Raw genomic sequence first — 24,693 nt, 5'->3', positions numbered from 1 at the left:
CTTAATTCTAGTGAGTTGTTTGAAAAGAGATTGTTTAAATTATTAGTGTAAATCAATTTATATGTCAACTAATAGAAGAAATTTCATTAAAGGTGGAGCACTTGCGAGTGCTTCACTCCTTTGTCTGCCTGCAATGGGTGTTACGGATAATAAAAAGCATATTTATAAGCTTCCATATAAAAACACCTACGTTAAAAATAGTTTCGTAGCCGAGAACGAGTACCGGAGGTTGCCATCGAACCAACTGGAGCCACCATCTTTCGCTGATGCTAAAAATATTCTTCCTTCGCCATTCTGGAAAGGAAACGATGTCGCCATTGAAATGTATTGGAAGGCCTGGGAAATAGGAATTGGTAATGTGCTAAAACCACAACCTGATTCAGGTTTTGTGGCTAGTTATCTGGATACCGCATACAATGGCAATATTTTTATGTGGGACTCTGCTTTTATTACTCTTTTTGCCAGGTATGGCGATAGGCTGTTTCCATTTCAGAAAACATTGGATAATTTTTATGCGCTTCAGCATCTCGATGGTTTTATCTGTCGCGAGATAAAGGCTTCGGGAGATGATTGTTTCCACCGTTACGATCCGGTAAGTACCGGGCCTAATATTATTCCGTGGAGCGAACTTGAATATTATAATCAATTTGGCGACAGGGAAAGGATTAACATGATATTTCCTGCTTTAGCAGCATATAGCCGTTGGTTAAGACTGAATAGAACTTGGCGTGATGGTTCTTATTGGTCCAGTGGTTGGGGAACAGGCATGGATAACCAACCTCGTGTTCCAAAAGGGTATAGCATGATTTACAGTCATGGGCATATGGTATGGTTAGATGCCTGCTTGCAGCAGCTTATGGTAGATAAAATTCTATTAAAATTTGGGTTTATTCTGGAGCGCTGGCAAGAGATAGAGGATATTGAGGATGAAATTAGTGTGTTGGAGAACTATATTAAGGAAAAGCTGTGGGACGACAAATCGGGCTTTTTATACGACCGGTTTGCAGACGGTAGTTTGAGTGATTTGAAAAGTATCGGTGCATACTGGGCACTTTTGGCTGATGTGCTGGATAAGGATCAATTAAATAAATTAGTTGCTCACCTTAGTGATGTGGATACATTCAACCGCAAATATCCCGTTCCTTCCCTTTCTGCCGATCACGAAAAATATCAAGAGGATGGTCGTTATTGGCAAGGCGGTATATGGGCGCCGGCCAACTATATGCTGATAAAAGGACTGCAGAAAAATAATTATAACGATCTGGCTTTTGATATTGCGAAAAGACATCACCAACAAATTCTTGAAGTATATAAAAATACGAATACATTTTGGGAATACTATGCACCTGAGTCTGCAAATCCGGGATTAATGGCACGTCCTGATTTTGTGGGATGGACCGGATTGGTTCCTATAGCTGTCCTTATCGAATCGATCTTTGGTATCCAAGCCGATTTTCAAAATAAATCTATTCATTGGAATATTAATTTAACGGAGGAACACGGTATCGACAAATATCCTTATGGGGTGAATGGATCCATTTCGTTTAAATGTGTCCAAAGGGATTCGCCTGTAAGCGAACCCAATATTGAGGTTACATCCAATGTGGCGTTTAAATTAAATGTGAGTTGGAGCGGAGGAAATAAGGAAGTTGAAATACAAAAAGGGACGACTAAAATATAATACGATGCAGCGCAGAAAATTTATTACCCGAACAATACTTGGTGCCGGAGCCGTAACATTGATGCCAAGCGTACTTATGGCCGGTTCAAAAGAAAAAGCAACATTGAGGCCTCCAATGTCTAAACGATTGTTTGTAAGCAAAGCTGTTGAAGAAGAGTTGAAAAAAGTAAAAAAGGATATTGCTGATCCCGAAATAGCTTGGCTTTTTGAGAATTGTTACCCCAATACTTTAGATACCACGGTTTATTACAATGAAGAAAACGGTACGCCCGATTCATTTATTATAACAGGCGATATTGATGCCATGTGGCTACGTGATTCAACCGCTCAGATATGGCCTTATCTTCCATTGGTAGGCACGGACCCAAAACTGGAAAATCTTTTTCTTGGATTGATCAATCGTCAAATGCGTTGCATACTTATTGACCCTTATGCCAATGCTTTTAACAAAAACAAGGAGGGCAGTTATTGGAAAACGGATTTAACTGATATGAAGCCCGAACTACACGAACGCAAATGGGAAATTGATTCGTTATGTTATCCTATTCGTCTTTCGTATCATTATTGGAAAAAGACAAATGACACAAAAGCTTTCGATGTTCAGTGGTTTAAAGCGGCCAAGGCCATTGTAAAAACTTTTAAAGATCAGCAACGCAAACTAAATAGGGGAGCTTATACCTTCCAACGAATATCTGAAAAACCAACGGATACAATGGCCGGTGGTGGCTATGGAAACCCCGTTAATCCGGTGGGTTTAATATGCTCCGCTTTTCGTCCGTCTGATGATGCCACTACGTTATTGTTTTTGGTGCCTTCTAATTTGTTTGCGGTAACCAGCTTACGCCAAATAGCTCAAATATCGGAGCAAGTTTATGGTGATAAGGAATTTGCAAGTGAATGTAATTCCTTAGCCCTTGAAGTGGAACAGGCGATACAAAAATATGCCATTTTTAACCACCCAAAACATGGCAATATATATGCATTCGAAGTCGACGGTTATGGTAACAGATTGTATATGGATGATTCAAATATTCCGAGTCTGTTGAGTTTGCCTTACCTGGGGGGTGTGGATAGAACAGATGAAGTTTATTGTAACACCAGAGATTTTGTGCTCAGCGACGATAATCCCTGGTTTTTTAGGGGAAAGGCCGCCGAAGGGATAGGAGGGCCTCATGTGGGGGTTGAAATGATTTGGCCGATGAGCATTATCATGCGTGCCCTGACATCCAACAACGACGAGGAGATTGTTCAGTGCTTGCTTTGGCTAAAGAACACTCATGCAGGAACGGGTTTCATGCACGAGACATTTCATATGGACGATCCGAAGAACTTTACCAGAAGTTGGTTTGCATGGGTAAATACCCTTTTTGGAGAGTTAGTAATTAAAATTCATAGTGAAAGGAAGTATTTATTGAAACAAGTTTTTTAAATTAAAAAATATCATGATAAATAAATTGTCATTATTAATTTTCATATTTTTAATAAATTGGAGTTGTAGTGAAAAACAACTCATCGAAAATGTTAATCCATTTATAGGAACAGATTTTCATGGACACACTTACCCTGGAGCTACAGTTCCTTTTGGTGCAGTACAGCTCAGCCCCGACACACGTAGGGGAAATTGGGATGCTTGTTCGGGTTATCATTACAGCGATTCAACTATTATCGGTTTTTCGCATACTCATTTGAGCGGCACAGGTTGTATCGATTTGGGCGATGTGTTGTTTCATCCCACAACGGATGAAATTATTTTTGGGAAGGACGGGTACATTTTCAAGCCCTTGTCTTTTTCGCATAAAAATGAACATGCCGAGCCTGGCTATTATCGGGTCAAGTCCGATGATGATATCCTGGTCGAACTCACAGCCACTTCACGTGTAGGTGTCCACAGGTATCACTTTCCTAAAAAAGAGGGTAAAATCGTTATCGACATGGCTCATCTGCTCGACAATGAAATGATTTATAAAGCCGAGCTTAATGTGAGCAATACCACTGAAATTACCGGAATGCGCTCTACGAAAGGATGGGTTGACAATCAGCATGTATATTTTGTTGCACAGTTCTCTCAACCCTTCGATCGTACCGAACTCATTTCTTCGGGTTCGGTAGTGCCCGATAGCAAAAGCATCAGTGGCGATAGTTTGCAGTCTGTGGCGTATTTTTCTGATACCAAAGGTAAATCCGTAGTTATCAAGGTTGGGATTTCGTCGGTTAGTATCGACAATGCACGCCTTAATTTAGAGAGCGAAACTGCCGACCTTTCTTTTGAACAGATAAAAGATAGGGCACAAAAAGAATGGAACAATGCGTTATCTACCTATAAAATTGAAGGTGGATCTGATGCTGAAAGAAGCATTTTTTATTCCTCGGTTTACCACACTATGGTGGCGCCTAACTTGATTAGCGATGTAAATGGTGATTATAGAGGAGCTGATTTAAAAATTTACAACAGTAAAGATAAACCGGTTTATTCCACTTTTTCGTTATGGGACACCTATAGGGCATGGAATCCTTTGATGACGATTACGGATACTGCGTTGGTAAATGATATGATTAATTCGATGCTTAATTTCTACGATCAAACGGGCGAATTGCCTATATGGCCGTTGGCATCGGGCGAAACGGGAACCATGATCGGTTACCATTCGGTATCGGTTATATGGGATGCCTATAACAACAATATCCGTGGTTATGATGCGCAAAAGGCATTGCAGGCAATGGTGGTGTCCGCAAATAAAAACAAAAAAGGGACCAGTGAATATCTCGACTTGGGCTTTATTCCTTCCGATTCCAAAAAGGAATCAGTATCACGTCTGTTAGAGAATGCATATGACGATTGGTGTATCGCACAAATGGCAAAAGCACTTGGGAATGTTGCTGTTTACGATGAGTTTTCGCAACGAGCTTTGCTGTATAAAAATGTTTTTGATGGTGACAGCTGTTTTTTTAGGCCTCGCCGAATGGATGGTTCATGGGAGCCGAACTTTAATACCTACGAGGTGGGCAGGGCTTATACCGAGGCCACGGCTTGGCAATATCGTTTTGCTGTTCCTCATGATATAAATGGATTGATTAATCTATTTGGAGGAGTGGATGAATTTGCTCAAGGACTTGATTCATTATTTCATACAAGTATTAAAACCGAAGGAGAACTTTCTGATATTACGGGTTTACATGGTCAATATGCTCATGGAAACGAACCTAGCCATCATATTGCTTATTTGTATACTTATGCAAATCAAGCATGGAAAACGCAACAAATGGTAAGAAAGTTGTTGAACAAAATGTATACTTCTTCTCCTGATGGGATTATAGGGAATGAGGATTGTGGGCAAATGTCAGCATGGTATATTATGAGTAGTTTAGGATTTTATCCTGTTTGTCCCGGGAGTGCCCAGTTCGTTTTAACGAGTCCCTTATTCCCGAAAGCTACCATAAGCTTGGCCAATGGCAATAAATTGGAGATTACGGCCAACAATCCTTCCGAAAATATATATATCAAGGATGTGCGTTTAAACGGTGAGTCTCTCGGTCAAAATTTTATTACATACAATCAAGTGATGGGCGGCGGGAAACTTGAATTTCTTTTAGGTTCAGATAAGGAGGTGGTTTGTGAAACTAATGTTTCTCCATTCTCCACGAGTACAATAAGGGAGGTGTCCATCCCGTATGTTTCGAGTGAGATATCATTTTTCGAAAACGAATTAGACATTGAGTGTAGAAGCGCCACACTGGGAGCCGAAATCAGATATACTTTGGATGGCAGTGAACCTACCGAAGCTTCCAATTTATATACAAATCCGTTTAAGATCGATAAGACAACAGATATTAAGCTAAGGGCTTTTAAAGTTGGACATGAGGCTAGTCCTATCTCAAAATATAGAGCTACAAAAGCTATTCCTCAGAATGCCAAATCGGTATACCCCCGAAAAAAAGGGGTGGCCTATACTTATTATGAGGGTTGTTTTTCGGAAACTGCAGATATGCTTAAAACAGGAATTATAAAAAAGACAGGTTTATGTGCTGAACCTACGCTTTCAATTGCTGAAATACCCGATCATTTTGGGCTTGTTTTTTCGGGTTTTATCAAAGTGGCACACGATGGCGTGTATTCGTTTTCTACAACAAGTGATGATGGAAGTAAACTTCTTATCAATGATCATTTAGTGGTCGATAACGACATGTCGCACGGTGCAATTACCGCCACCGGACGTGTAGCGCTAAAAAAGGGCTTTCACACCTACAGGTTGTCGTACTTTGAGGATTATGAAGGCGAGTCCTTAGCATGGAGTTGGATGCTTCCAGGCAGTGAAGTATATGAAAACATAAACCCTGAATTCCTTTTTGTTAAATAAAAACTGCAAGAAAACGCTACAATTCCCTTTGTATTTACTCTGATTCTCCCGAATTTAATTCAGGAGGTTAGGAGTAGTTGCGAAGAGGTAGTTAAGAAAAGGAGCGTTTTTTGGCAAGGACTAACTAACAGCTAACAACTAATAAAATTATATCATGAAACATATCTCTAAGTACCTTCTATTTATTTGTTTGTTTTTCACTATTGAATCGTTTGCCCAGAGCGTAAAAACAGAAAATGGTTTAAGGTCAAGCTATACGGGCAATTCCGATTATAAAATAGTTCAGGTAGATCCGGGAAAGGGCAAAAAAGTCAAGAATGTGATTTTGATGATTGCTGATGGTATGGGGTTAACTCATCTTTCAGCAGCTTGGGTTGCTAATAATGGAAAAATGAATATTCTTGATAATTGTATGCATACAGGATTGTCAAAGACTTATTGTGCTAATAAATTAATTACTGATTCAGGAGCCGCTGGCACAGCTATGGCAACTGGGCATAAAACAAATTACCATTGTATTGGAGTTAATCCAGAGGGAAATGTATTGCAGTCACTTACCGATTTGGCTAATAACAAGGGACTTTCTACAGGTATCGTTGTAACCTGTGGGTTAACGGATGCTACTCCAGCTACATTTTGCACCAACAATATTGATAGGGACAGGGAAGAAGAGATTGCACTCGACTATTTAAGTTGCAATGTCGATTTTATTTTTGGCGGAGGTAGAAACAAGTTCAATATGCGCAGTGACAACCGCGATCTGATGCAAGAGATGAAGGAGAGAGGATATCAGGTTTGCTATTCTTGGCAGGAGACTCAACTTGCCCAAGAGGGGAAAGTATTTGCGGTGCTCGAAGATGGACAACTCCCCCTTGCCGATGAAAGAGGCGATCTTTTTAACAGGGCCACTCAAAAAGCTCTTAAAAATTTAGCAGTAAACAAAAAGGGATTTTTTACCATGTTTGAGGGTTCACGTATTGATGATTGTGGACACGAAAATGATTTATTTAAGTTAATTCCTGAGATTTGGGATTTTGATAAAACTGTTGGGGAGGTATTGAAATGGGCCGAGAAGGACGGTAAAACCTTGGTGGTAATATTAGCCGATCACGAAACGGGAGCTTTAACACTTACCGACGGCAGCTTGCAAAAAGGTGAAGTGACCGTAAATTTTGCTAATAAGGGGCATTCAGGCATAATGGTTCCTGTTTATTCCTACGGCCCTCAATCTAATCTGTTTTCTGGTGTAATGGATAATACAGATGTTTTTAATAAAATAAAGTCGATTTTGAAACTTTAATCCGATGAAAACAAAACAAGCAATAAGCCTTGACCTTGGCGGAACAGCTATAAAATATGCCCTCGTGAACGAGGCGTTTGAATTAAGTAATTTTAATAGGATTCCTTCTCTGGCCAATCAGTCGGCGAAAAGTGTCATCAACCAGATAGTAATTGCCATTGAAGATTGTTATGTAAATGCGCAAAATATGGGGGCGGAGATAGTTGGAATTGGAATTGGAACCCCCGGTATAGTCGATGATAAATATCGGACAATTTTAGGTGGAGCGGACAATATTGTCGGGTGGAAAAATATTCCGCTTGCTGATATCGTCGAAAAAAAATACAATGTTCCAGTTGTTGTTGAAAACGATGCCAATATGATGGCATTAGGAGAGTTGGCTTCTGGTGCAGGAATTAATTGCAATAATGTTGTGTTTATAACAGTCGGAACGGGCATAGGTGGTGCTTTATTTATCAATGGATCTCTTTTTAGTGGACATGAGAATAGGGGGACAGAATTAGGACATATTCCTCTTTTTGTTGATGGAGAGGATTGCTCATGTGGATCAGTAGGTTGTTTGGAACATTACGCTTCCACATCTGCATTAATCAGGCGATTTACCCAAAGATGCAAAGATGCAAATCTTCAATTTGAATGCGATATTAGTGGAGAATTAATTATTGAGTTATTTAATCAAGAAAATTCGCTTGCAATCCAATGCATCGAAGAACATTGTTATTTTTTGGGGAGGGGGGTTGCCGCATTCATTAATATTTTTAGTCCACAAAAAGTAATAATAGGAGGCGGAATATCAGAAGTTGGAAACTTTTACATTTCTAAAATAACTCAAACGGCTCATCAATTTGCTATGCCGGATTGTTTAAAGAATACTTTAATAGAGAGCGCAATATTAGGGAATAAAGCGGCATGTATTGGTGCCGCCTCTTTAATTTTTAATTCAAAACATTAATCTTGAATACAATGAAAAAAAATAATTTAGTTGTTCTACTAATTCTATTCGTATTTTTCGTCATTTCGTTTCTTACAAATATACTCGGACCGATTATTCCTGATATCATTAAGGATTTTAAAGTAAGTTTATCAATGGCTGCACTATTGCCATTTTCTTTTTTTATTGCATATGGTGTATTCTCGATTCCTGCTGGAATGGCCGTTGAAAGAATAGGAGAGAAAAAAGTCATGGGAATGGCTTTTGTTGTTTCATTTATAGGTGCAATTTTATTTTCTGTATTTCCGTCATTTCCTGTAGCACTAGTGTCATTATTTTTTATAGGATCGGGTATGGCAATGCTTCAGGTAGCTATAAATCCTTTATTAAGGGCTGCAGGTGGAGAAGAACACTTTGCATTTAATTCTGTGGCTGGGCAATTAGCGTTCGGATTAGCATCTTTTATTAGTCCGCATTTGTTTTCTTATCTAGTAGTAAACCTTGAAAATTATTCAAAATTACAAGAGCCAAACATTGTACTTAATCTATTTCATCGACTTACCCCATTGGATCTACCTTGGGTTTCCTTGTATTGGATTTTTGCGATTATTTCTGCTCTTATGGTTGTGTTGATGTTGGTTGTTAAACTGCCAAAAGTTGAACTACAGGAAGAGGAAAAAGCGGGTTCTTGGGTTACTCATATCAGTCTATTTAAAAATAAAACAGTTATACTTTACTTCTTGGCCATATTTGCTTATGTGGGTACTGAACAGGGAATTGCTAATTGGGTTTCAAAGTTTTTAGCAGATTACCATGGATTAGACCCAAGATTAGAAGGAGCAAATACGATATCAATGTTTTGGGGTTTATTAACGGTTGGGTGCTTACTTGGCCTGGTTTTATTAAAGTTTTTAGATAGTAAACTTGTTTTGAAGTTATTCACAGGAGCGGCTATAATTTGTCTAATCCTAGGACTGTTTGGATCAGTCAGTATTGCATTGTATGCTTTTCCCATGGTAGGCTTTTTTGCATCAGTAATGTACTCAGTTATTTTTTCACTAGCCTTAAACTCATTAAAGCAAAATCATGGCGCTTTTTCCGGAATAATGTGTTCGGGAATTATTGGAGGTGCATGTGTTCCGTTGATTATTGGGATTATTGGAGATGTAATTGGGTTGAAAGGCGGGATGATGTTTTTATTTATACCATTAGGTTTCATATTTAGTATTGGTTTTTGGGCTAAACCATTAGTTAGTAATAAACTTATAAACTTTAATAAAGAATAAGAAGTGAAGTTGTTTTTATATACAACAAGTTTATAGAATTAAATTAGTGTTGAGAGCTTGTAAGTAATTTATTATAGTCTCTAGAGATTATTTTGTAGAGAATAACAGAATTTGAAATGAAAAAAATAAAATTTATTCCATTACTATTACTCTTATTATTAATGCAATGTAAAAGTGTTAATGATAACAGTAAATTGGAGAGTCATTCAATTGCTCCCACTGTGAGTGTAAACAAGAGTAACACACATAATATAGCAAAGGCATATAGAATTGCTTTGGGAGATATATTTGGTAATATTCAATTACATAAATCGGGAATGTTGCAAGAGGAGAAATCTTGTTTGTATGCAGGGCTTTCTTACCAAAAACCATGGACCAGAGATGCGGCAATAAACATATGGAATGGTTTCGGATTACTTTTTCCATCAGAAGCAAAAAATACATTACTTGCTCAGATAGATAAGAATAATGAAGGAAAGTTTGTTATTATTGGGCAATACTGGGATAAGGTTATATGGTCTATTGGGGCATGGAATTATTATTTATATACAGGAGATAAGGAGTTCTTGGACCTTTCTTATAGAGCCACTGTAAATACTATTAAGGATTTGGAACAAGAGGAATTCTCTCCTGAATTAAACCTATTCAGAGGTGCTGCTGTATATGGTGATGGAGTATCTGCTTACCCAAAAATTTACACAAAGGATCAAAATAAGACTGAAAATGAATCCTATTCTGGTATTTATGAGTGGCCAAATAGGAATCCAGATCTTAAGGTTAAAATAGGGTTTGGATTACCAATGCATGCCCTTTCAACAAATTGTGTGTATTATAAAGTATATAATGTACTGCACGATATGGAAAAAGAGCTTACTGATAAGATGGATGCCCAGTGGGAAGAAAAAGCTGAAAAACTAAAGGAATCGATTAATAAAAATTTCTGGGATAAAGACAGGAATACTTATAGATATTTGGTTGATCCATTTGGAAATTGTGAATCACAGGAAGGTTTAGGTTTATCTTATGCCGTATTGTTTGGTGTCGCTAATGCTGAACAAGCTAAATCTATTTTCGAAAATACTCATATAGAACCATCAGGAATACCTTGCCTCTATCCATCTTTTAAGAGATATGTTAATAAGAATCTAGATAGTTATGGAAGACATAGCGGAACGGTTTGGCCTCATGTGCAGGGTTTTTGGGCTGATGCTGCAATGAAGTATAATCAAGAAGAAATTTTCCTTTCTGAATTTAAAAATCTAACGGAGCATGCATTAAGAGATAAGCAGTTTGTGGAAATTTATCATCCTAAAACTGGTATGGCATACGGTGGAATTCAAGAACCTATTCACAAAAACTGGGAAGAATGGTTCTGTGCAGACAGGCAGAGTTGGAGTGCTACAGCATATATTAGAATGCTACTATTGGATATTATTGGAATGGAATTTAGTAAAGATGGTATTGGTTTTAAACCATACATGTCTGAAGATATTAATGATTTTCGTCTAATTAATCTTAAGTACAGAAACGTTACTTTAAATATAATACTAAAGGGGACAGGAAGTAATATTGTGAGTTGTAAAATAAATGGTAAGGAAGGTAAGCCCTTTATTCAGAGTAGCCTATTTGGAGTACAGCAGATCGAAATAGAATTGTCTGATAAATAGGCATTGTATTAATTCAAGCCTATCTATCATACTACGTTTCATTATAAACAGGCTATTAAAGAAAAAATAAAAAGACTTATGCAAGTTATCATTTTACCCGATTATAATACCATTTCTAAATGGACTGCAAATTATATTGTTCGCAGAATTGACCTGTTTAATCCCACAGCTGACCGACCTTTTGTTTTAGGTTTACCTACAGGTTCATCACCACTGGGAACATATAGGGAACTAATTAAATTACATGATGAAGGGAAAGTATCTTTCAAAAATGTAGTAACCTTTAATATGGATGAATACATGGGACTTACAGAAAATCATCCAGAGAGCTATAAAAGTTTTATGTGGAATAATTTCTTTTCATCAGTAGATATTCCAGAAGAGAATGTGAATATACTTAATGGAAATGTTTCAGATGCAAAAAAAGAATGCATACGGTATGAGGAAAAGATAAAAGCAATGGGAGGAATTGATCTCTTTTTGGGTGGAATTGGTTTTGACGGACATATTGCCTTTAATGAACCTGGATCATCTTTGGATTCTCGAACTCGAGTAAAGACACTAACTTATGATACACGAATAGCCAATTCTAGGTTTTTTGGAAACGATATTAATGCAGTGCCGAAATATGCATTAACAGTTGGGGTTCGTACAGTAATGGATGCCCGAGAGGTGATAATTATTGTGAATGGACACAACAAATCAAGAGCCTTGAAAAAAGCAATAGAAGATGGCGTAAATCATATGTGGACTATTAGTGCCTTGCAATTGCATGCTAATGGGAAAATTATTTGTGATGAAGATGCTACGCTCGATTTAAAAGTTAGCACCTACAAGTATTTTAAAAGTATAGGAAAGGAATATTCTGATCCAAGTTGTCTTTGGGGTTCTCATTTTGATCTATTATCGAATGTGTAGGGTATTGACCTGATACATTTGTTGGTACAATGGTTATGCTCGAAATTCTTATGCCATAAATTATGGCAAAACATTCTGAAACAGATTTTAAGTTGATTAGTAAAAATATTATTATGAATAGGAAAAGTTATATTTTAATTGTTGTCTTTTTATTTTTGACAACTTTCTTGTTTGGGAAATTGTGTTGTGCCCAAAATTCGAAGTTCGATGTTTCTTTCATTGTTACATCTGATCTGCACTTTGATGAGCCTCCTGAAGATCATGAGTTTTTGCATGTACAAGCAATAAATAGAGTGGATGGATATTTTAAATATCCTGATATGTTAGATGGAAAGGAAACCAATTTTGAAGGTGTCGATGATTTGATTTCAAATATACGGGGAGTGATTATTTCTGGTGATATTACCAATAAGGCACATCCCTTGGCATTAGATTTTTTTAAGATGCGTTATGAAAAAGGAAAGGGTAAAAAACAAATAAATTACGATTGCTATATCGGACTTGGTAATCATGATCTTCATCCATTGAATCCATTAATTGATGGAGAAGATCTAAAACGTCGTAATATGATGCTTCAATATGTGGATGCTCGACATAAAGGGAAAAAGGCCCCCGCTCCCGTAACTAATTATGATGAATTATCACGCAACTATTCATGGGACTGGGATGGGGTGCATTTGATTCAAGGTCAGCTCTATCCTGGAAATACCACCTTTGGACAGCATTCCAGTCTTCAGTGGTTGGAAAAAGATCTGGCTACTTATGCCTCTGATGGAAGACCTGTGGTTATTTTTCAGCATTATGGTTTTATCGAATCTGGTATTGAGGAATTTGATGGGAAGCAACTGGAGAAATATTATAATATCATCTCAAAATACAATATCGTTGGCATATTTGCTGGTCATCATCATGTGGCCGCAAATATTAAATGGAGAGGTATTGATGTCTTTCATGTTAATAATGTATGGCATGACTCGGATGGAGAGGCCTCTTTTGCCGTGGTGCGAATAACCAATAAGTTTGTGGATGTGGTTACTTGTAAACGAACAAAAGAAGATCGCAAATTATTTCTTACAGGGCCATTCTTTTCTAAAAAATTGTAGTTTGATGGAGTTGTAACTTTGGATTAGTTTTTAAAGAGGAAGAGCTAAAATAGCTAGATGATTAATTAGTCCATATTTTCCTAAAGGCTCTTCTTTTGAGGAAATAACAACTGATAAAGTCAAACGGGTGCAAGATAAATTAAAGAACAGATCTAGAAAACATCTACATTATCTTACGCCAAATGAAATGTATAATATTATTGTTAACAATTAAAAAGTTGCTTTGGTGGCTTGAATTCAGCTAAATTAAGTAATATGAAAAAAAATATTTTATGGATGATCTTTCTATGTTTGATGATCCAAATTGTAGGTTGTACAGTTGAAAAAAATGAGTACAATATTATTCCTTATCCTCAGGATTTAATTGAATTGGATGGGCAATTTATAATTAATAATACATGTAAAGTATTGTATTCCGGAAGTCAGAGTAGTTCATTTGTAGCACAGTCTTTTTGTGATTTTATTCAACCTGCAACGGGGATATCGATCGATCCTCAAGAAGTTGTAGGTGGAGACATACCTGAAGGGACTATTTGTTTTTATGAAGATTCAACAATAAAAGGAATTGAAGGTAGCTATCAATTAGAAATAACTCCTGAAAAGATTCTTGTTAAATCAAACAACTCTGTTGGCTTGTATTACGGTTTTCAGACGATTAGGCAATTATTGCCAGTGGTTGTCGAGAGTAATGAAAAGTGTAATAATATAGATTGGACAGTACCATGCGCTACAATCAATGATGCACCAGAATTATCATATAGAGGTTTGCATTTGGATGTTGGCCGTCATTTTTACCCTGTTGATTTTATTAAGAAGTACATAGATTTATTGGCTCTTCATAAAATGAATGTATTTCACTGGCATCTAACTGAAGATCAGGGATGGAGAATTGAGATTAAGAAATATCCGAAACTTGCGGAAATTGCAGCTTTTAGAGATGAAACTCTTATTGGTGATGGAGGAACTAGTAATCCGAAATATGATGGTAAGAGATATGGGGGATTTTATACTCAAGAGCAGGCACGTGAAATTGTAAAATATGCTGCAGATCGTTTTATTACAGTTATTCCAGAGATAGAATTGCCTGGACATGCTCAAGCAGCATTAGCAGCATATCCGGAATTCGGATGTGTTGGTGGTTCTTATGAGGTTGCAAAACGTTGGGGAGTTTCTAAGGAAGTTTATTGCGCAGGAAATGAAAAGAGTTTCGAGTTTTTGGAAGATGTACTTTTGGAAGTAATGGATATTTTTCCTTCCAAATATATACATATTGGAGGAGATGAATGTCCGAAAGATCGTTGGAATGAGTGCCCAAAGTGTAAAAATAGAATGTATGAGGAGAATTTCAAAGATGCTCATGAACTACAAAGCTATTTTATTGGAAGAATAGAGAAGTTTTTAAATAAACATGGCCGAAATATTATTGGTTGGGATGAGATTTTAGAGGGTGGATTAGCTCCCAATGCTACAGTGATGTCATGGAGAGGAATTAAAGGAGGAATTGAAGCGGCCAAACAAAAGCATAATGTTATAATGACCCCTAATTCTCATTTTTATTTGGATCATTATCAGAATAATCCTGAAAAGGAACCATTGGCAATAGGTGGTTTTCTTACTTTACAAAAAGTATACTCTTATAATCCATTTTCGGAAGAACTAACGAAAGATGAGATGAAATATATTATTGGAGTACAAGGAAATTTATGGACGGAATATATGCCAACTAGTGATCATGTTGAGTACATGGCATATCCTCGTGCTTGTGCTATTTCAGAGGTTGGATGGCTCCCTTTTGAGAAGCGTAATTTTGAGAAATTTTCAATAAGAATGAAAAGGCATTTTAAGAGATTGGATTTACTTGGAGTGAATTATTTTAATAAAGTATTAATGCCCAAAGCTTCAGTTTCAAAAGTAGAGTTTATTGAAAGTGAAACGCTTGAATTTTCTAATGTTTCATTCAATGCTAATTTATACTATACGCTTGATGGAACAATTCCAGATCAGACATCAAAACTATATAAGGAACCAATTGTGATTGATAAAGAGGGCGTCGTTAAAGCGATTGCTATTAATGAAGAGGGAGAAGAGAGTGAAGTTTTAGTGATTAAAGCAGTGAAGCTACAATTTATTGAAGGAAAATCTGCAGTTGGAAATTCTAAAGGCTTGAACAGCAAATTATGCCTAGGGAAATTTAGTTCATGTGATGAAGTCGATGTTGCTGAAGGAGATTATTATCCAGTATTAAATATTCAGATTCCAAATAATGCACCTCAATACAATTTTGGAATTGTATTGGAAGGGAAATTGAAGATTCATCAAAATGGTCTGTATAAGTTTCGCTTAGGTTCTGATGATGGATCTATGTTCTATTTAAACAATAATTTGGTAATTGATAATGATGGTGATCATGGCATGGAGTATAAGAATGCTAGACTGGCTCTCAACAAAGGGGTGTATCCTGTTAAGTTTGTTTATTTTCAGGGAACCGGAGGTGAAGGTCTAAAGTTTGAAGTTGAAACTCCAGATGGTAGCAAAATTGATGAATTTACTGAGTTCTTGAGTCATTAACAACAGATAAAGATTCGTCATATTGTGTAATATAGGACGAATCTATTATTTATTTATGATCAATAAGTATTTCTAAAATTGTATAGATAATTATAAGTAGACGAAATTATTGTTCAAAAATCATGAAATTAACTAATCATCTTAAAAGTAAGATACCAGTAATAATCTTACTGTTACTCTCATGTGCAAGCCTACTAGTCATGTCAGAGAAAAGTAGAGGAAAAGACCTAATGTCATCATTTACAATGAGTGATGATTATGCCTATCAAGCCATTAGTGCATATGGAAATATTGGAAAGAATAATTGAAGTAAGTCAACGACTTGAAAAAACTGAAAGGAATATAAAGCCAAACACAGAATGCAACTTAGCAGTCAAGTCGGTGATAAAGTAATATTATTGGAATATGCTTATTGCAGTATACGTGTTTAGCTTTCGGGATATTTTATTAAATAAAACAAGGGGTGTTGTTGGCATGCAAGATTATGTTCATTTTAATATTATTACCGTTAAGTAATTTAAAGACAGGCGTTTATGTGTTTTTTTGTTAATGCAAAAGAATTTGTTTTGAATTTTGCTGAAAATAGTGTATCTTATTGTAAGTCTGAAGGTTAATAAAATAAGTTGGAGGGACTAAATCGAGAACAAAGTTTTTTTGAGCGCGTAAATATCTGACTGTAAGATCATTGAGTAGAAACAAGGGAGTCCGGCTCTGGGTACACAAAAAAAGATCCTTTCGATTTTATCGGAAGGATCTTTTTTTATGGGGTAAATTTAGGGCAGGTTTGAAAGTGTTGAAATTTCAGTACTGATTTGCTGGGTAAGCTCAAAAGTGTGTTTTTTGATCCTTTTTTAATAACAGGCGTTAAATAAAAAGTCGGAACTCCAATTATTTTCGCAAATACTTTTAGTATAAGGCTTACTAATGCACTAATGTCGCCATTGCGGCTACTCGTTGAATTTTTTAGAATCAATGCCATTGGTCACATTTTGTAAAGGTTCGTATTTATTGATTATTCAAAATATCATTTTTTGCTTTACCTATTTAGGTATTGATCAAAAAACCATTTTTTCAAGCTTTACCTATTTAGGTATTGAGCAAAAAATCAGAATAGTAAACTTCTTTTATAGAATAAAACTCATAATGCTTCAACGGGGAGTATCGATATTGCAATTCCCTAATTTTATATCATTATCTTTAATTGCTCAGTTCGATTGCATATCTGTTATTGATTTCGCAAGTGCGATCAGTAAATAAAGCTCTCGAGCTACTTTTAAAATCAGACTCAACCCGATGAATTGAGAAGTTTTGAAAGGATCGAGAAAATTTAAAAATTAAAAAAAATGCCAAAAACATTCTTGTCAAATCATAAAACAAAAATAGTCGCAACCATTGGCCCGGCTTCCGACGCGCCTGAAATGCTCGAACGTTTAATGCGAGCCGGTATGAATATCGCCCGACTTAATTTTTCTCATGGTGATTTTTCAGATCATGCCGAACGAATAGCACGTATCCGGGCAGCTCAAGAAGCAACCGGCCGCAGGGTGGCCATCATGGCTGATTTACCGGGTCCAAAGATGCGCCTGGGTACGATAGCTGAGGAACCTATTCAATTGGCATCCGGCGATAGCTTTACACTAACCAGCGAAGACATTATTGGCAATCAACAGCGTGTTTCGGTAAGTTTTGAGCGCTTGCCTAAGGTTGTTAAGATTGGTGACAGGCTCTTCTTAAACGATGGATTGGTGCAACTCATTGTAGAAAATATTACTGATATCGATGTTCACTGCAAAGTGTCTGTGGGTGGTGAGTTGCGCTCCCGAAAAGGCCTCAATTTGCCGGGTATAAATCTTGGATTAAGTGCGTTTACTGATCATGACTATGCATGTCTTAAATTTGCCTTAGAAAATGGGGTGGATGCGGTCAGTCAATCGTTCGTAGAAACAGCTGCTGACATTGAAAATGTACGAAAAGCAGCTCGTAGTCTTGGCAAAGACCCATTTATTATCGCAAAAATAGAACGTGCTGATGCTCTGGATAATTTTGACGAAATACTCAAGGCTTCAGATGGCATCATGGTGGCCCGGGGTGATTTGGGTGTGGAGGTTCCGATTCAGAAAATGGCCATCATACAAAAAGAGCTGATTAATAAATGCAGGATGGCTGGTAAACCGGTTATTACTGCTACTCAAATGTTAGAATCGATGACCGTTAGCCGCTTACCGACTCGTGCTGAATCAACGGATGTCGCAAATGCTATTCTGGATGGAACAGATTGCATCATGCTTTCGGGGGAATCAGCAATGGGCAAATATCCCGAAGAGTCGGTTAAAATGCTGGCGGATATTGCTAATTACACAGAGGAACACCGCCTTGCACATAGACCAATTGACTTGAATGTTGTTTTCGATCCGCAAAATCCTACTGGAGCCGCAGCTCTTTCAAGCATGGTGGAGAATGCATTGCGAACTGTGCCTTGTGCAGGTGTATTTACACCTACCCGAACTGGTAAAACTGCCAGGATGATTTCGCGATTTGCTCCCGAAGTTTGGATTGTAGCTGTAAGCCAACATGTGAATGTTTGTCAAGGGCTCACCTTCTCGTACGGAGTGCATCCTGTTCTGCTTAGCCAAGACCCTGAAAACTGGAATGAATTTGCCCGAATATGGCTGCATGAACGAGAAATTAAGGGTGGAATTGCCATGTTAGTGGCAGGCCCATCCTCTCTTAATCCAAACGCCAATCCCCGAATGGAGTTTTTACGTATCTCGCAAAAATAAGAAGTAATAGAAACAAATCAAAAAACTGACGAAGACAATGGTTGAGCCTTTGCTCTCAGGAGAGGAATAAGTAATGAAAAGGGTAATGATAGGTGTTCATTGCCTCGGAAATAAGCCTTTGCGGAGAGTGAAGCCTGCAAATAGAGTTGTTGTAAGGGGGATTTAAGGGGTTTTTATCTGGATCTAATCTAAGTATTTCATCCCGATCGTCACTCGATCGCTTATCCGTTTAGGAGGGTGTGAAAAAAAAGCCAATTTATATTATAGTGGCTCAGGTCTTAATTGCCCTAGGTCAAAAATATCAGTTGGCTCGATTACAAACTGTAAAATACAGCAATCTAAAACACCCTTGCTTGGGTAATTTTTTTTCATCATTTCATTCATCTTAGTATTTTACAAAAAGGCTTTCAGCCGGAAACATATCTTCCGTTTAACTTAAGGACATTGTAGGCGCATACTGTTACTTTGTTGTTGCTTACGCCTATTTTTTGTTATATTACTGCCTACAAAAGTTATTGTTTTTTTATCCCAAAGATGATAGGTTTTTTTTTGTTTTAGATTTGAATTGTTAGAAATAAATTAGATGGATATGCATAATAAAGAAGACTTACCATTCCATTATTATTCAGAAACTTATAAAAAAGTTAATTTAATGGATGGTCATCCCATTCTTTCCATTGATCCGAATCTTCCATTTACAATGACTCAAATTGGAATAATGAATGATGATGCTCAAGCTGAATTTCCTCATCGGCATGATTATTATACAATCCTATTTATAGAAGATGGTTCGGGAAAACATATAATCGACTACGAAGCGTACGAAATAAAGCCACCTGCTTTTTATTTTATTTCGAAAGGGCAAATCCATTTTTGGAAGCTAAAAAAAGCATTAACCGGAAAGGTTATTCTTTTTCCAAGAGAATTTCTTATTCCTCCTGCAACCGGTTTTAACGATGAAGATGATTTGGTAATTTTTAATGGTTTAAGTAAAGCTCCAGACGTTTGCATTAATGATGATAATTTACCTAAAATACAGGAATTACTTGGTGCTCTTAGCGAAGAGTACGCGAGAGAATCAGAATGTTCTCTTTCAATATTTAGGGCTTATACTCATGTTTTACTAGTGAATCTGCTTCGTATTTATGCCAAGGAACAGCCAACGAATATTTTGGATACCACGAATACAATGGTTCGTAAATTCAGACAACTGGTTTCGGAAAATTATCTCACTGTTCGTTCTGTACAGGAATACGCTGATTTGATAGGAATAAGTGCAACTCATCTTAGAGATACCGTTAAAGACATTACCGGTTATTCGCCTGGGCAATTGATTCGACAAGAAATAATTTTTGAAGCAAAAAGAAGATTAGCCAATACGGAATCAACAACAGCGCAAATTGCTTACGCGCTTAATTTTGAAGACGCTTCCTATTTTAGCCGGTTTTTCAAACGTGAAACGGGGAAAAGTTCATCAAAGTACAGAGAAGAAATCAGAAAAAAATACCACATTAAACTCTAGTAATATTCTTTGGTTCGACACTACTATTTTTAATCGTTATCAGGTTAATTGTCACATCATCGAAAAGTACCACATTATCAGCAGTTAGTCTCTTGCCAATCATGAATTTAACGAATAATTTTGTTTCGTAAAAGTTGCAGTTTTTTAAAAGTTAGATTTAGAGAGAATTAAAATGATAAGAAAAATAGTTTCTACCACATTGCTTGTTTCGTTACTAGCCATAGCATCATCTGGAATAATGATGATACTTATAGACAGTTTCGAATTTCAATTAAGGATGCATCCTGTGCATAAAATATTCGGAATTGTTATGACAATAGCCGGAATCCTCCATGTTTATTACAATTTTAAATCAATAAAAAAATATTTAGACAGTAAAACTGTATTGGTGTTTGGGATTGTAATGATAGCAATTATGATGTTGCTATATGTTGTTGGATTTAATAAGCCACTAGACAAAAGCATTATAAAAGAAATTGAAATCAGCACTTCGATGCTTAAAGATTAATAAGATATAAAAGTGTAATTCAATGAGATATAAAATAACGGTAGAGGAAATTGTTGATGAAAACAAATTCTCTGATGAAAAATTAGAATTTGAAGCTGAAAGCCATGAAAATATTTTGGCAATTGTTGAGAAGTTGAAACAGCATCCCGATTTTGATAATAATGAGGCAGCTATATTGGGAGTTGGGTTGAAATTATTTACAGCTGTTATGCTAAAGCAAAAGGACAATTCACTATTTGAAAATTTGATGCCTCATTTTAAAGATTTTATGAAGAGATTAAAAAGTTCCGGGAAAGGAAAATAATATTATTTATACAATGAGATTAGCACTTGATATTTAAAGGGTATTATTTATGAATGCAGTTGATCCCGAATAGCTTTGCTATTCGGGTTCTTTGGATTATATTGGCTGCACAGAGCTTGTGAACTTAATTTCCCACCCTACAGGGCAAGATAAAAAGTAATAGCGTGGATACCCAACTACATGGGATGTGGAGCTTCACTCTAAAACTACATATTTTAAGTTCCCAGAGTATCTTTTCGAAAAATGAACATGAATATTTGTTATTGCTAATCAATCCCTTGTTTATTTTTGCTGGATAATCGAGAAATCTCCGAACCACATTAAGAGTTTCTAGTACTCAAAATGCAGATACAAATTAGTAGAGACTGACATTAAAAAGGACCATTACAAACGTTTTCGTTGAAAAGTACCATGAAATCCGCATTTAGTCTCTCATCATCACTAGCCTAATCTTTTATATTTGCCTAGAATACATTCAACAGAGAAATTAGGTGTCGAATATAAACTGAGTTCAAAATGGGAAAGTCAAAGGAAAAATGCCAGTCAACAGTAGGTCGAAGAGATTTTATGAAAAAAATAGGAGTAGGAGCTGGAGCTGTGGGATTAGGTTTCGTAGGATTCGGTGCTTCTGGATTGGGTGTTGATGGATCTAAAAATCTGGATGAAATGATGATTTCCCCTTTAGCTGAACGGAAATTACCGTTCTGGGTTAAAGAGGTGGATGAGCCTACAGTAGAAATTGATTGGGAGAATCTGGAAATATTCCATGGTCCCGAGAATACATTATTTAATCCTGCTTCCTGGGAAAATCCAAAAGAATACTTTGATATATACAATAAGAACATTGAATCTACCAAGAAAAATGTTCAAGATAATGTTCCTGGGCTGTCGCTAAAAGACAGAGCTTTAGCGGACGCTAACTGTTGGGGTTGGGGAGGACGTTCTGGTGCTGATTTAGCTGCGCCATGGGCAGGTGCTGACGTTAAGTCGAATCCTAAGTGGGAGCATCCTACTATGTATTATACTCCAGAAGATTATGGCGTAGAAAAACATCAAGGTACACCAGAGGAAAACTCCAAAATGTTAAGAACAGCTGGAAGAATTATAGGGGCTGCTGATATGGGCTTTGTAAAGCTTGACGAAAAAACAAAGAAATTACTTTGGGGTAAGATTCAATTTGAAGAGGTTGAGAGAGGATATGCAGAGCCAGAAAACAACAAATTTGTTCTACCAAATAAAGAGTTGTGGGCAATATGTTCTCTTGTACCTCAGTCGTTATGGATGCAGCAATACTCAGAGAGAATGAGCTGGGCTTCTAGTAATACAATGAGTTATTCTAGAGCTAATATTTTCGGAAATAGATTGAGTGTATTCTTAAGAGGTTTAGGATATCAAGCCTATGGAGGAGATACTGAATCTATGGGACGTTCGGTAGGTTTTGGAGTGATGGCGGGACTTGGAGAATATGGTAGAGCAGGAATACTGGTTAGTCCAAAATATGGAACCGATATAAGAACTGTAATGATAACAATTACAGACATGCCGTTGGCAGTAACAAAACCGATAGATGCCGGTATTACCAAATTTTGTGAGACCTGTAAGAAATGTGGCGAAATGTGTCCTTCTGGTGCCATTAGCATGGAAGATAAACCATTCTGGGGTGGTGATGCTGCCTGTCAAGCAAAAGGTATTAAAGGATGGTATATGGATGCCAAAAAGTGTTATACCTATATGTTGGGAGGCGAACCAGATTGTAGTCGCTGTCAAACTGTTTGTCCGTTTACAAAATTTGATGACGCCGTAATACATGACCTAATTAAATTATCAATCGGAACTACGCCTATGTTGAATTCAGCAATTCGAAAAATGGATGATGTGTTTGGCTATGGAGAAGAAGGGGATCTTACTGAAACACCATGGGATCTTGATCCAATGGATATTCCTCTATACGGTTTAGATAAATCACGTTCATAATAATATAAAGGGAAACCCCATGAAACGAGTCCCGACTATTCGGGATGAGTTCCATAGGGCAAATAAAATAAAATTATAATTATATGAAATTAATTAGTTGGATTTGGTTCTGGTATGTTTTGGTCGGTTTTTTAATGGGTGGAGGAGCTGTTATGATATGGCACATTCTAAAAAATGCTAATTTAAAATTAGTTTGGTACGAGTGGATTTTAGTGATTCTGAGCTTTGTTACTTTTATGTTTATGAGTCAAACCTTTATTGCATCTTTTCAAGAGTTTGAACCCCAGGCAGCATGGCTTTCTGTTGTGTTTATGGGAATGCCTATTCTAATAATGGCTGTCGTTGTATTCAGATCCTTAACGAAGAGAGCTGCTAAAAATAAAAAAATTAATTTATGATCTATATAATGATAAGTAGATCTATTTATTTGTAATTGATTTGTATGAGGAATAAGACTATAAACATTATATGTTTATAGTCTTACTTATTTAAGAGAATCCATATAGATTTGTGATTATATCGATTATAAATCAAAACATGTTAAACACTCAGGCTATCCAGAAACAAAAAAAGGTGGATAGTCGATATTCTAATGCAGTACAATGGCTAGTAGTAAAATAAATAGTAAGAAAATAGAATCATGGTTGGCTATTATTGCCATGCTGGTAGTAATAATAGCTTGGTTCGTTGGAAGGCAATTGGAGGGTGCAGATATCCTTTCCTCGGTTAAGGCAAAAATGCCTGAGATCGTCAAATTGGAAAAAATTGACGAAGCGACTTACAAAATTTACAATTCGGAAGAAGAACAGTTAGGGTATCTGACCATGGAATCATCAATGGGTTATGGTGGTCCACTACTAATGGCTGTTGCTGTTGATCAAAAAGGGAAAGTGTTTGATTTAGCAGTAGTTAACTCAAAAGAAACCCCTTCCTATCTAAAAAAAGTTCTCGATGCTAAGTTTTTAGATCGAATTATTGGCAAATCGTATCAAGAAGACTATTCACTGGGCAAAGAGGTAGATGGTATTTCAAGTGCTACTTATTCGTCTCGAGCTATATTGGAAGCCTCAAAAAAAGGGAACCGGTTTATTGCAGCCAATGTGCTTGGTTTTGATGTTCCGAAAGAAGAATCACCCACCATACAGTTTGGTACTGCTGAAATGGTTTTGCTCTTACTTTTTGCAGTGGGATATTTCGCTCATAAAAAAACCTTTAAACACACAAAAATAGCTAGGTGGGGAACCATGCTCGTCGGCCTATTTGTAATCGGATTTTATTACAATCAACCTTTTACACTTTCCATGATAAACCAGTTGCTTTTGGGGTATTTTCCTCCCTTACATTCGCATTTGTATTGGTATCTGCTTTTGGGGGGTATTTTTCTTGTACTTACCGTAGATAATAAAAACCCGTATTGTCAATGGTTTTGCCCATTTGGAGCCGCTCAAGAGTGCATGGGATTGGTGGGAGGAGCAAAACCAAGATCGGCTGGGAAATTTAAGATGGTGTTTAAGTGGACCTTACGAATAATAACTCTGTTTGCCATTGTTGTAGCATTATTAGTAAGAAATCCCGGTGTAACGAGCTACGAAATATTTGGGACTTTGTTTAAACTAACGGGAAGTAATTTCCAATTTGCGATATTGGGAATCATTTTAGTCTCATCAATGTTTGTTAAAAGACCGTGGTGTACTTATCTATGTCCGATAGGTGCTGTGGCAGATCATTTTACTCATGTAAGAAGATTGATAATGAACAAATGGAAAGCAAAAAGAGCAAACCCTTAACAAAAATGA

At 36.8% G+C, this 24,693-nt stretch carries 17 protein-coding genes; all 17 read left to right on the top strand.

Going from position 1 to position 24,693, the window contains the following annotated elements; all coding sequences use genetic code 11:
- Positions 1–61: 61 nt before the first annotated feature.
- The 17 genes from ALGA_RS08165 (at position 62) to ALGA_RS08070 (ending at position 24,684) form a co-directional block, all read left to right on the top strand.
- A complete protein-coding gene (locus tag ALGA_RS08165; protein ID WP_096428858.1) occupies positions 62–1,681 on the top strand; it encodes an MGH1-like glycoside hydrolase domain-containing protein in 1,620 nt (539 codons plus the stop codon).
- 4 nt (positions 1,682–1,685) lie between these two features.
- On the top strand, positions 1,686–3,110 hold the full coding sequence (locus tag ALGA_RS08160) for a glycoside hydrolase family 125 protein (RefSeq protein ID WP_096428857.1): 1,425 nt from the start codon (positions 1,686–1,688) through the stop codon (positions 3,108–3,110).
- A gap of 13 nt (positions 3,111–3,123) precedes the next feature.
- Positions 3,124–6,036, top strand: a complete 2,913-nt coding sequence (locus ALGA_RS08155) for a GH92 family glycosyl hydrolase (protein ID WP_096428856.1) — start codon at positions 3,124–3,126, stop codon at positions 6,034–6,036.
- Positions 6,037–6,190: 154 nt separating this feature from the next.
- Positions 6,191–7,336 (top strand): alkaline phosphatase, encoded by a 1,146-nt coding sequence (locus ALGA_RS08150; RefSeq protein ID WP_096428855.1) that lies wholly within the window; start codon positions 6,191–6,193, stop codon positions 7,334–7,336.
- 4 nt (positions 7,337–7,340) lie between these two features.
- Positions 7,341–8,288, top strand: coding sequence for an ROK family protein (locus ALGA_RS08145; protein WP_096428854.1), 948 nt, complete (start codon positions 7,341–7,343; stop codon positions 8,286–8,288).
- 11 nt (positions 8,289–8,299) lie between these two features.
- Positions 8,300–9,553 carry an MFS transporter gene (locus ALGA_RS08140; RefSeq protein WP_096428853.1) on the top strand — a complete coding sequence of 418 codons (1,254 nt, stop codon included), beginning with the start codon at positions 8,300–8,302 and terminating at the stop codon, positions 9,551–9,553.
- 116 nt (positions 9,554–9,669) lie between these two features.
- Positions 9,670–11,220 (top strand): MGH1-like glycoside hydrolase domain-containing protein, encoded by a 1,551-nt coding sequence (locus tag ALGA_RS08135; protein ID WP_096428852.1) that lies wholly within the window; start codon positions 9,670–9,672, stop codon positions 11,218–11,220.
- A 78-nt stretch (positions 11,221–11,298) separates the two neighbouring features.
- Entirely contained in the window at positions 11,299–12,138 is an 840-nt protein-coding gene (gene nagB / locus ALGA_RS08130; RefSeq protein ID WP_096428851.1) for a glucosamine-6-phosphate deaminase, read from the top strand.
- 113 nt (positions 12,139–12,251) lie between these two features.
- Positions 12,252–13,241 carry a metallophosphoesterase gene (locus ALGA_RS08125; protein WP_162845408.1) on the top strand — a complete coding sequence of 330 codons (990 nt, stop codon included), beginning with the start codon at positions 12,252–12,254 and terminating at the stop codon, positions 13,239–13,241.
- A 255-nt stretch (positions 13,242–13,496) separates the two neighbouring features.
- Complete coding sequence (locus ALGA_RS08120) at positions 13,497–15,809, top strand: family 20 glycosylhydrolase (RefSeq protein ID WP_096428849.1); 2,313 nt, start codon at positions 13,497–13,499, stop codon at positions 15,807–15,809.
- Positions 15,810–17,152: 1,343 nt separating this feature from the next.
- Positions 17,153–18,589: a pyruvate kinase gene (pyk, locus tag ALGA_RS08100; RefSeq protein WP_096428845.1), complete on the top strand. Its 1,437-nt coding sequence runs from the start codon at positions 17,153–17,155 to the stop codon at positions 18,587–18,589.
- Between the two features lie 589 nt (positions 18,590–19,178).
- Positions 19,179–20,111, top strand: a complete 933-nt coding sequence (locus tag ALGA_RS08095) for a helix-turn-helix domain-containing protein (RefSeq protein WP_162845407.1) — start codon at positions 19,179–19,181, stop codon at positions 20,109–20,111.
- Between the two features lie 172 nt (positions 20,112–20,283).
- Positions 20,284–20,619 (top strand): DUF4405 domain-containing protein, encoded by a 336-nt coding sequence (locus ALGA_RS08090; RefSeq protein ID WP_096428843.1) that lies wholly within the window; start codon positions 20,284–20,286, stop codon positions 20,617–20,619.
- Positions 20,620–20,641: 22 nt separating this feature from the next.
- Positions 20,642–20,923, top strand: a complete 282-nt coding sequence (locus ALGA_RS08085; RefSeq protein ID WP_096428842.1) for a DUF3861 domain-containing protein — start codon at positions 20,642–20,644, stop codon at positions 20,921–20,923.
- A gap of 516 nt (positions 20,924–21,439) precedes the next feature.
- The gene (locus ALGA_RS08080) at positions 21,440–22,897 is read left to right on the top strand and encodes a reductive dehalogenase (RefSeq protein WP_096428841.1); all 1,458 of its coding nucleotides are present in this window, start codon (positions 21,440–21,442) and stop codon (positions 22,895–22,897) included.
- An 83-nt stretch (positions 22,898–22,980) separates the two neighbouring features.
- On the top strand, positions 22,981–23,295 hold the full coding sequence (locus ALGA_RS08075) for a dehalogenase (RefSeq protein WP_096428840.1): 315 nt from the start codon (positions 22,981–22,983) through the stop codon (positions 23,293–23,295).
- A gap of 204 nt (positions 23,296–23,499) precedes the next feature.
- The gene (locus tag ALGA_RS08070) at positions 23,500–24,684 is read left to right on the top strand and encodes a 4Fe-4S binding protein (protein WP_096428839.1); all 1,185 of its coding nucleotides are present in this window, start codon (positions 23,500–23,502) and stop codon (positions 24,682–24,684) included.
- Positions 24,685–24,693 lie beyond the last annotated feature (9 nt).

The organism is Labilibaculum antarcticum (assembly GCF_002356295.1).
GTDB lineage: Bacteria > Bacteroidota > Bacteroidia > Bacteroidales > Marinifilaceae > Labilibaculum > Labilibaculum antarcticum.
The sequence above is the reverse complement of the archived record's forward strand: the minus strand, read 5'-3'. Positions and strand labels throughout refer to the sequence as shown.

Coding starts and splice junctions, on each gene's coding strand:
- ALGA_RS08070 (WP_096428839.1), top strand. CDS start 23,500: ATGGCTAGTAGTAAAATAAATAGTAAGAAAATAGAATCATGGTTGGCT.
- ALGA_RS08140 (WP_096428853.1), top strand. CDS start 8,300: ATGAAAAAAAATAATTTAGTTGTTCTACTAATTCTATTCGTATTTTTC.
- ALGA_RS08120 (WP_096428849.1), top strand. CDS start 13,497: ATGAAAAAAAATATTTTATGGATGATCTTTCTATGTTTGATGATCCAA.
- ALGA_RS08150 (WP_096428855.1), top strand. CDS start 6,191: ATGAAACATATCTCTAAGTACCTTCTATTTATTTGTTTGTTTTTCACT.
- ALGA_RS08160 (WP_096428857.1), top strand. CDS start 1,686: ATGCAGCGCAGAAAATTTATTACCCGAACAATACTTGGTGCCGGAGCC.
- pyk (WP_096428845.1), top strand. CDS start 17,153: ATGCCAAAAACATTCTTGTCAAATCATAAAACAAAAATAGTCGCAACC.
- ALGA_RS08155 (WP_096428856.1), top strand. CDS start 3,124: ATGATAAATAAATTGTCATTATTAATTTTCATATTTTTAATAAATTGG.
- ALGA_RS08080 (WP_096428841.1), top strand. CDS start 21,440: ATGGGAAAGTCAAAGGAAAAATGCCAGTCAACAGTAGGTCGAAGAGAT.
- ALGA_RS08145 (WP_096428854.1), top strand. CDS start 7,341: ATGAAAACAAAACAAGCAATAAGCCTTGACCTTGGCGGAACAGCTATA.
- ALGA_RS08135 (WP_096428852.1), top strand. CDS start 9,670: ATGAAAAAAATAAAATTTATTCCATTACTATTACTCTTATTATTAATG.
- ALGA_RS08085 (WP_096428842.1), top strand. CDS start 20,642: ATGAGATATAAAATAACGGTAGAGGAAATTGTTGATGAAAACAAATTC.
- ALGA_RS08090 (WP_096428843.1), top strand. CDS start 20,284: ATGATAAGAAAAATAGTTTCTACCACATTGCTTGTTTCGTTACTAGCC.
- ALGA_RS08125 (WP_162845408.1), top strand. CDS start 12,252: ATGAATAGGAAAAGTTATATTTTAATTGTTGTCTTTTTATTTTTGACA.
- ALGA_RS08095 (WP_162845407.1), top strand. CDS start 19,179: ATGCATAATAAAGAAGACTTACCATTCCATTATTATTCAGAAACTTAT.
- ALGA_RS08075 (WP_096428840.1), top strand. CDS start 22,981: ATGAAATTAATTAGTTGGATTTGGTTCTGGTATGTTTTGGTCGGTTTT.
- ALGA_RS08165 (WP_096428858.1), top strand. CDS start 62: ATGTCAACTAATAGAAGAAATTTCATTAAAGGTGGAGCACTTGCGAGT.
- nagB (WP_096428851.1), top strand. CDS start 11,299: ATGCAAGTTATCATTTTACCCGATTATAATACCATTTCTAAATGGACT.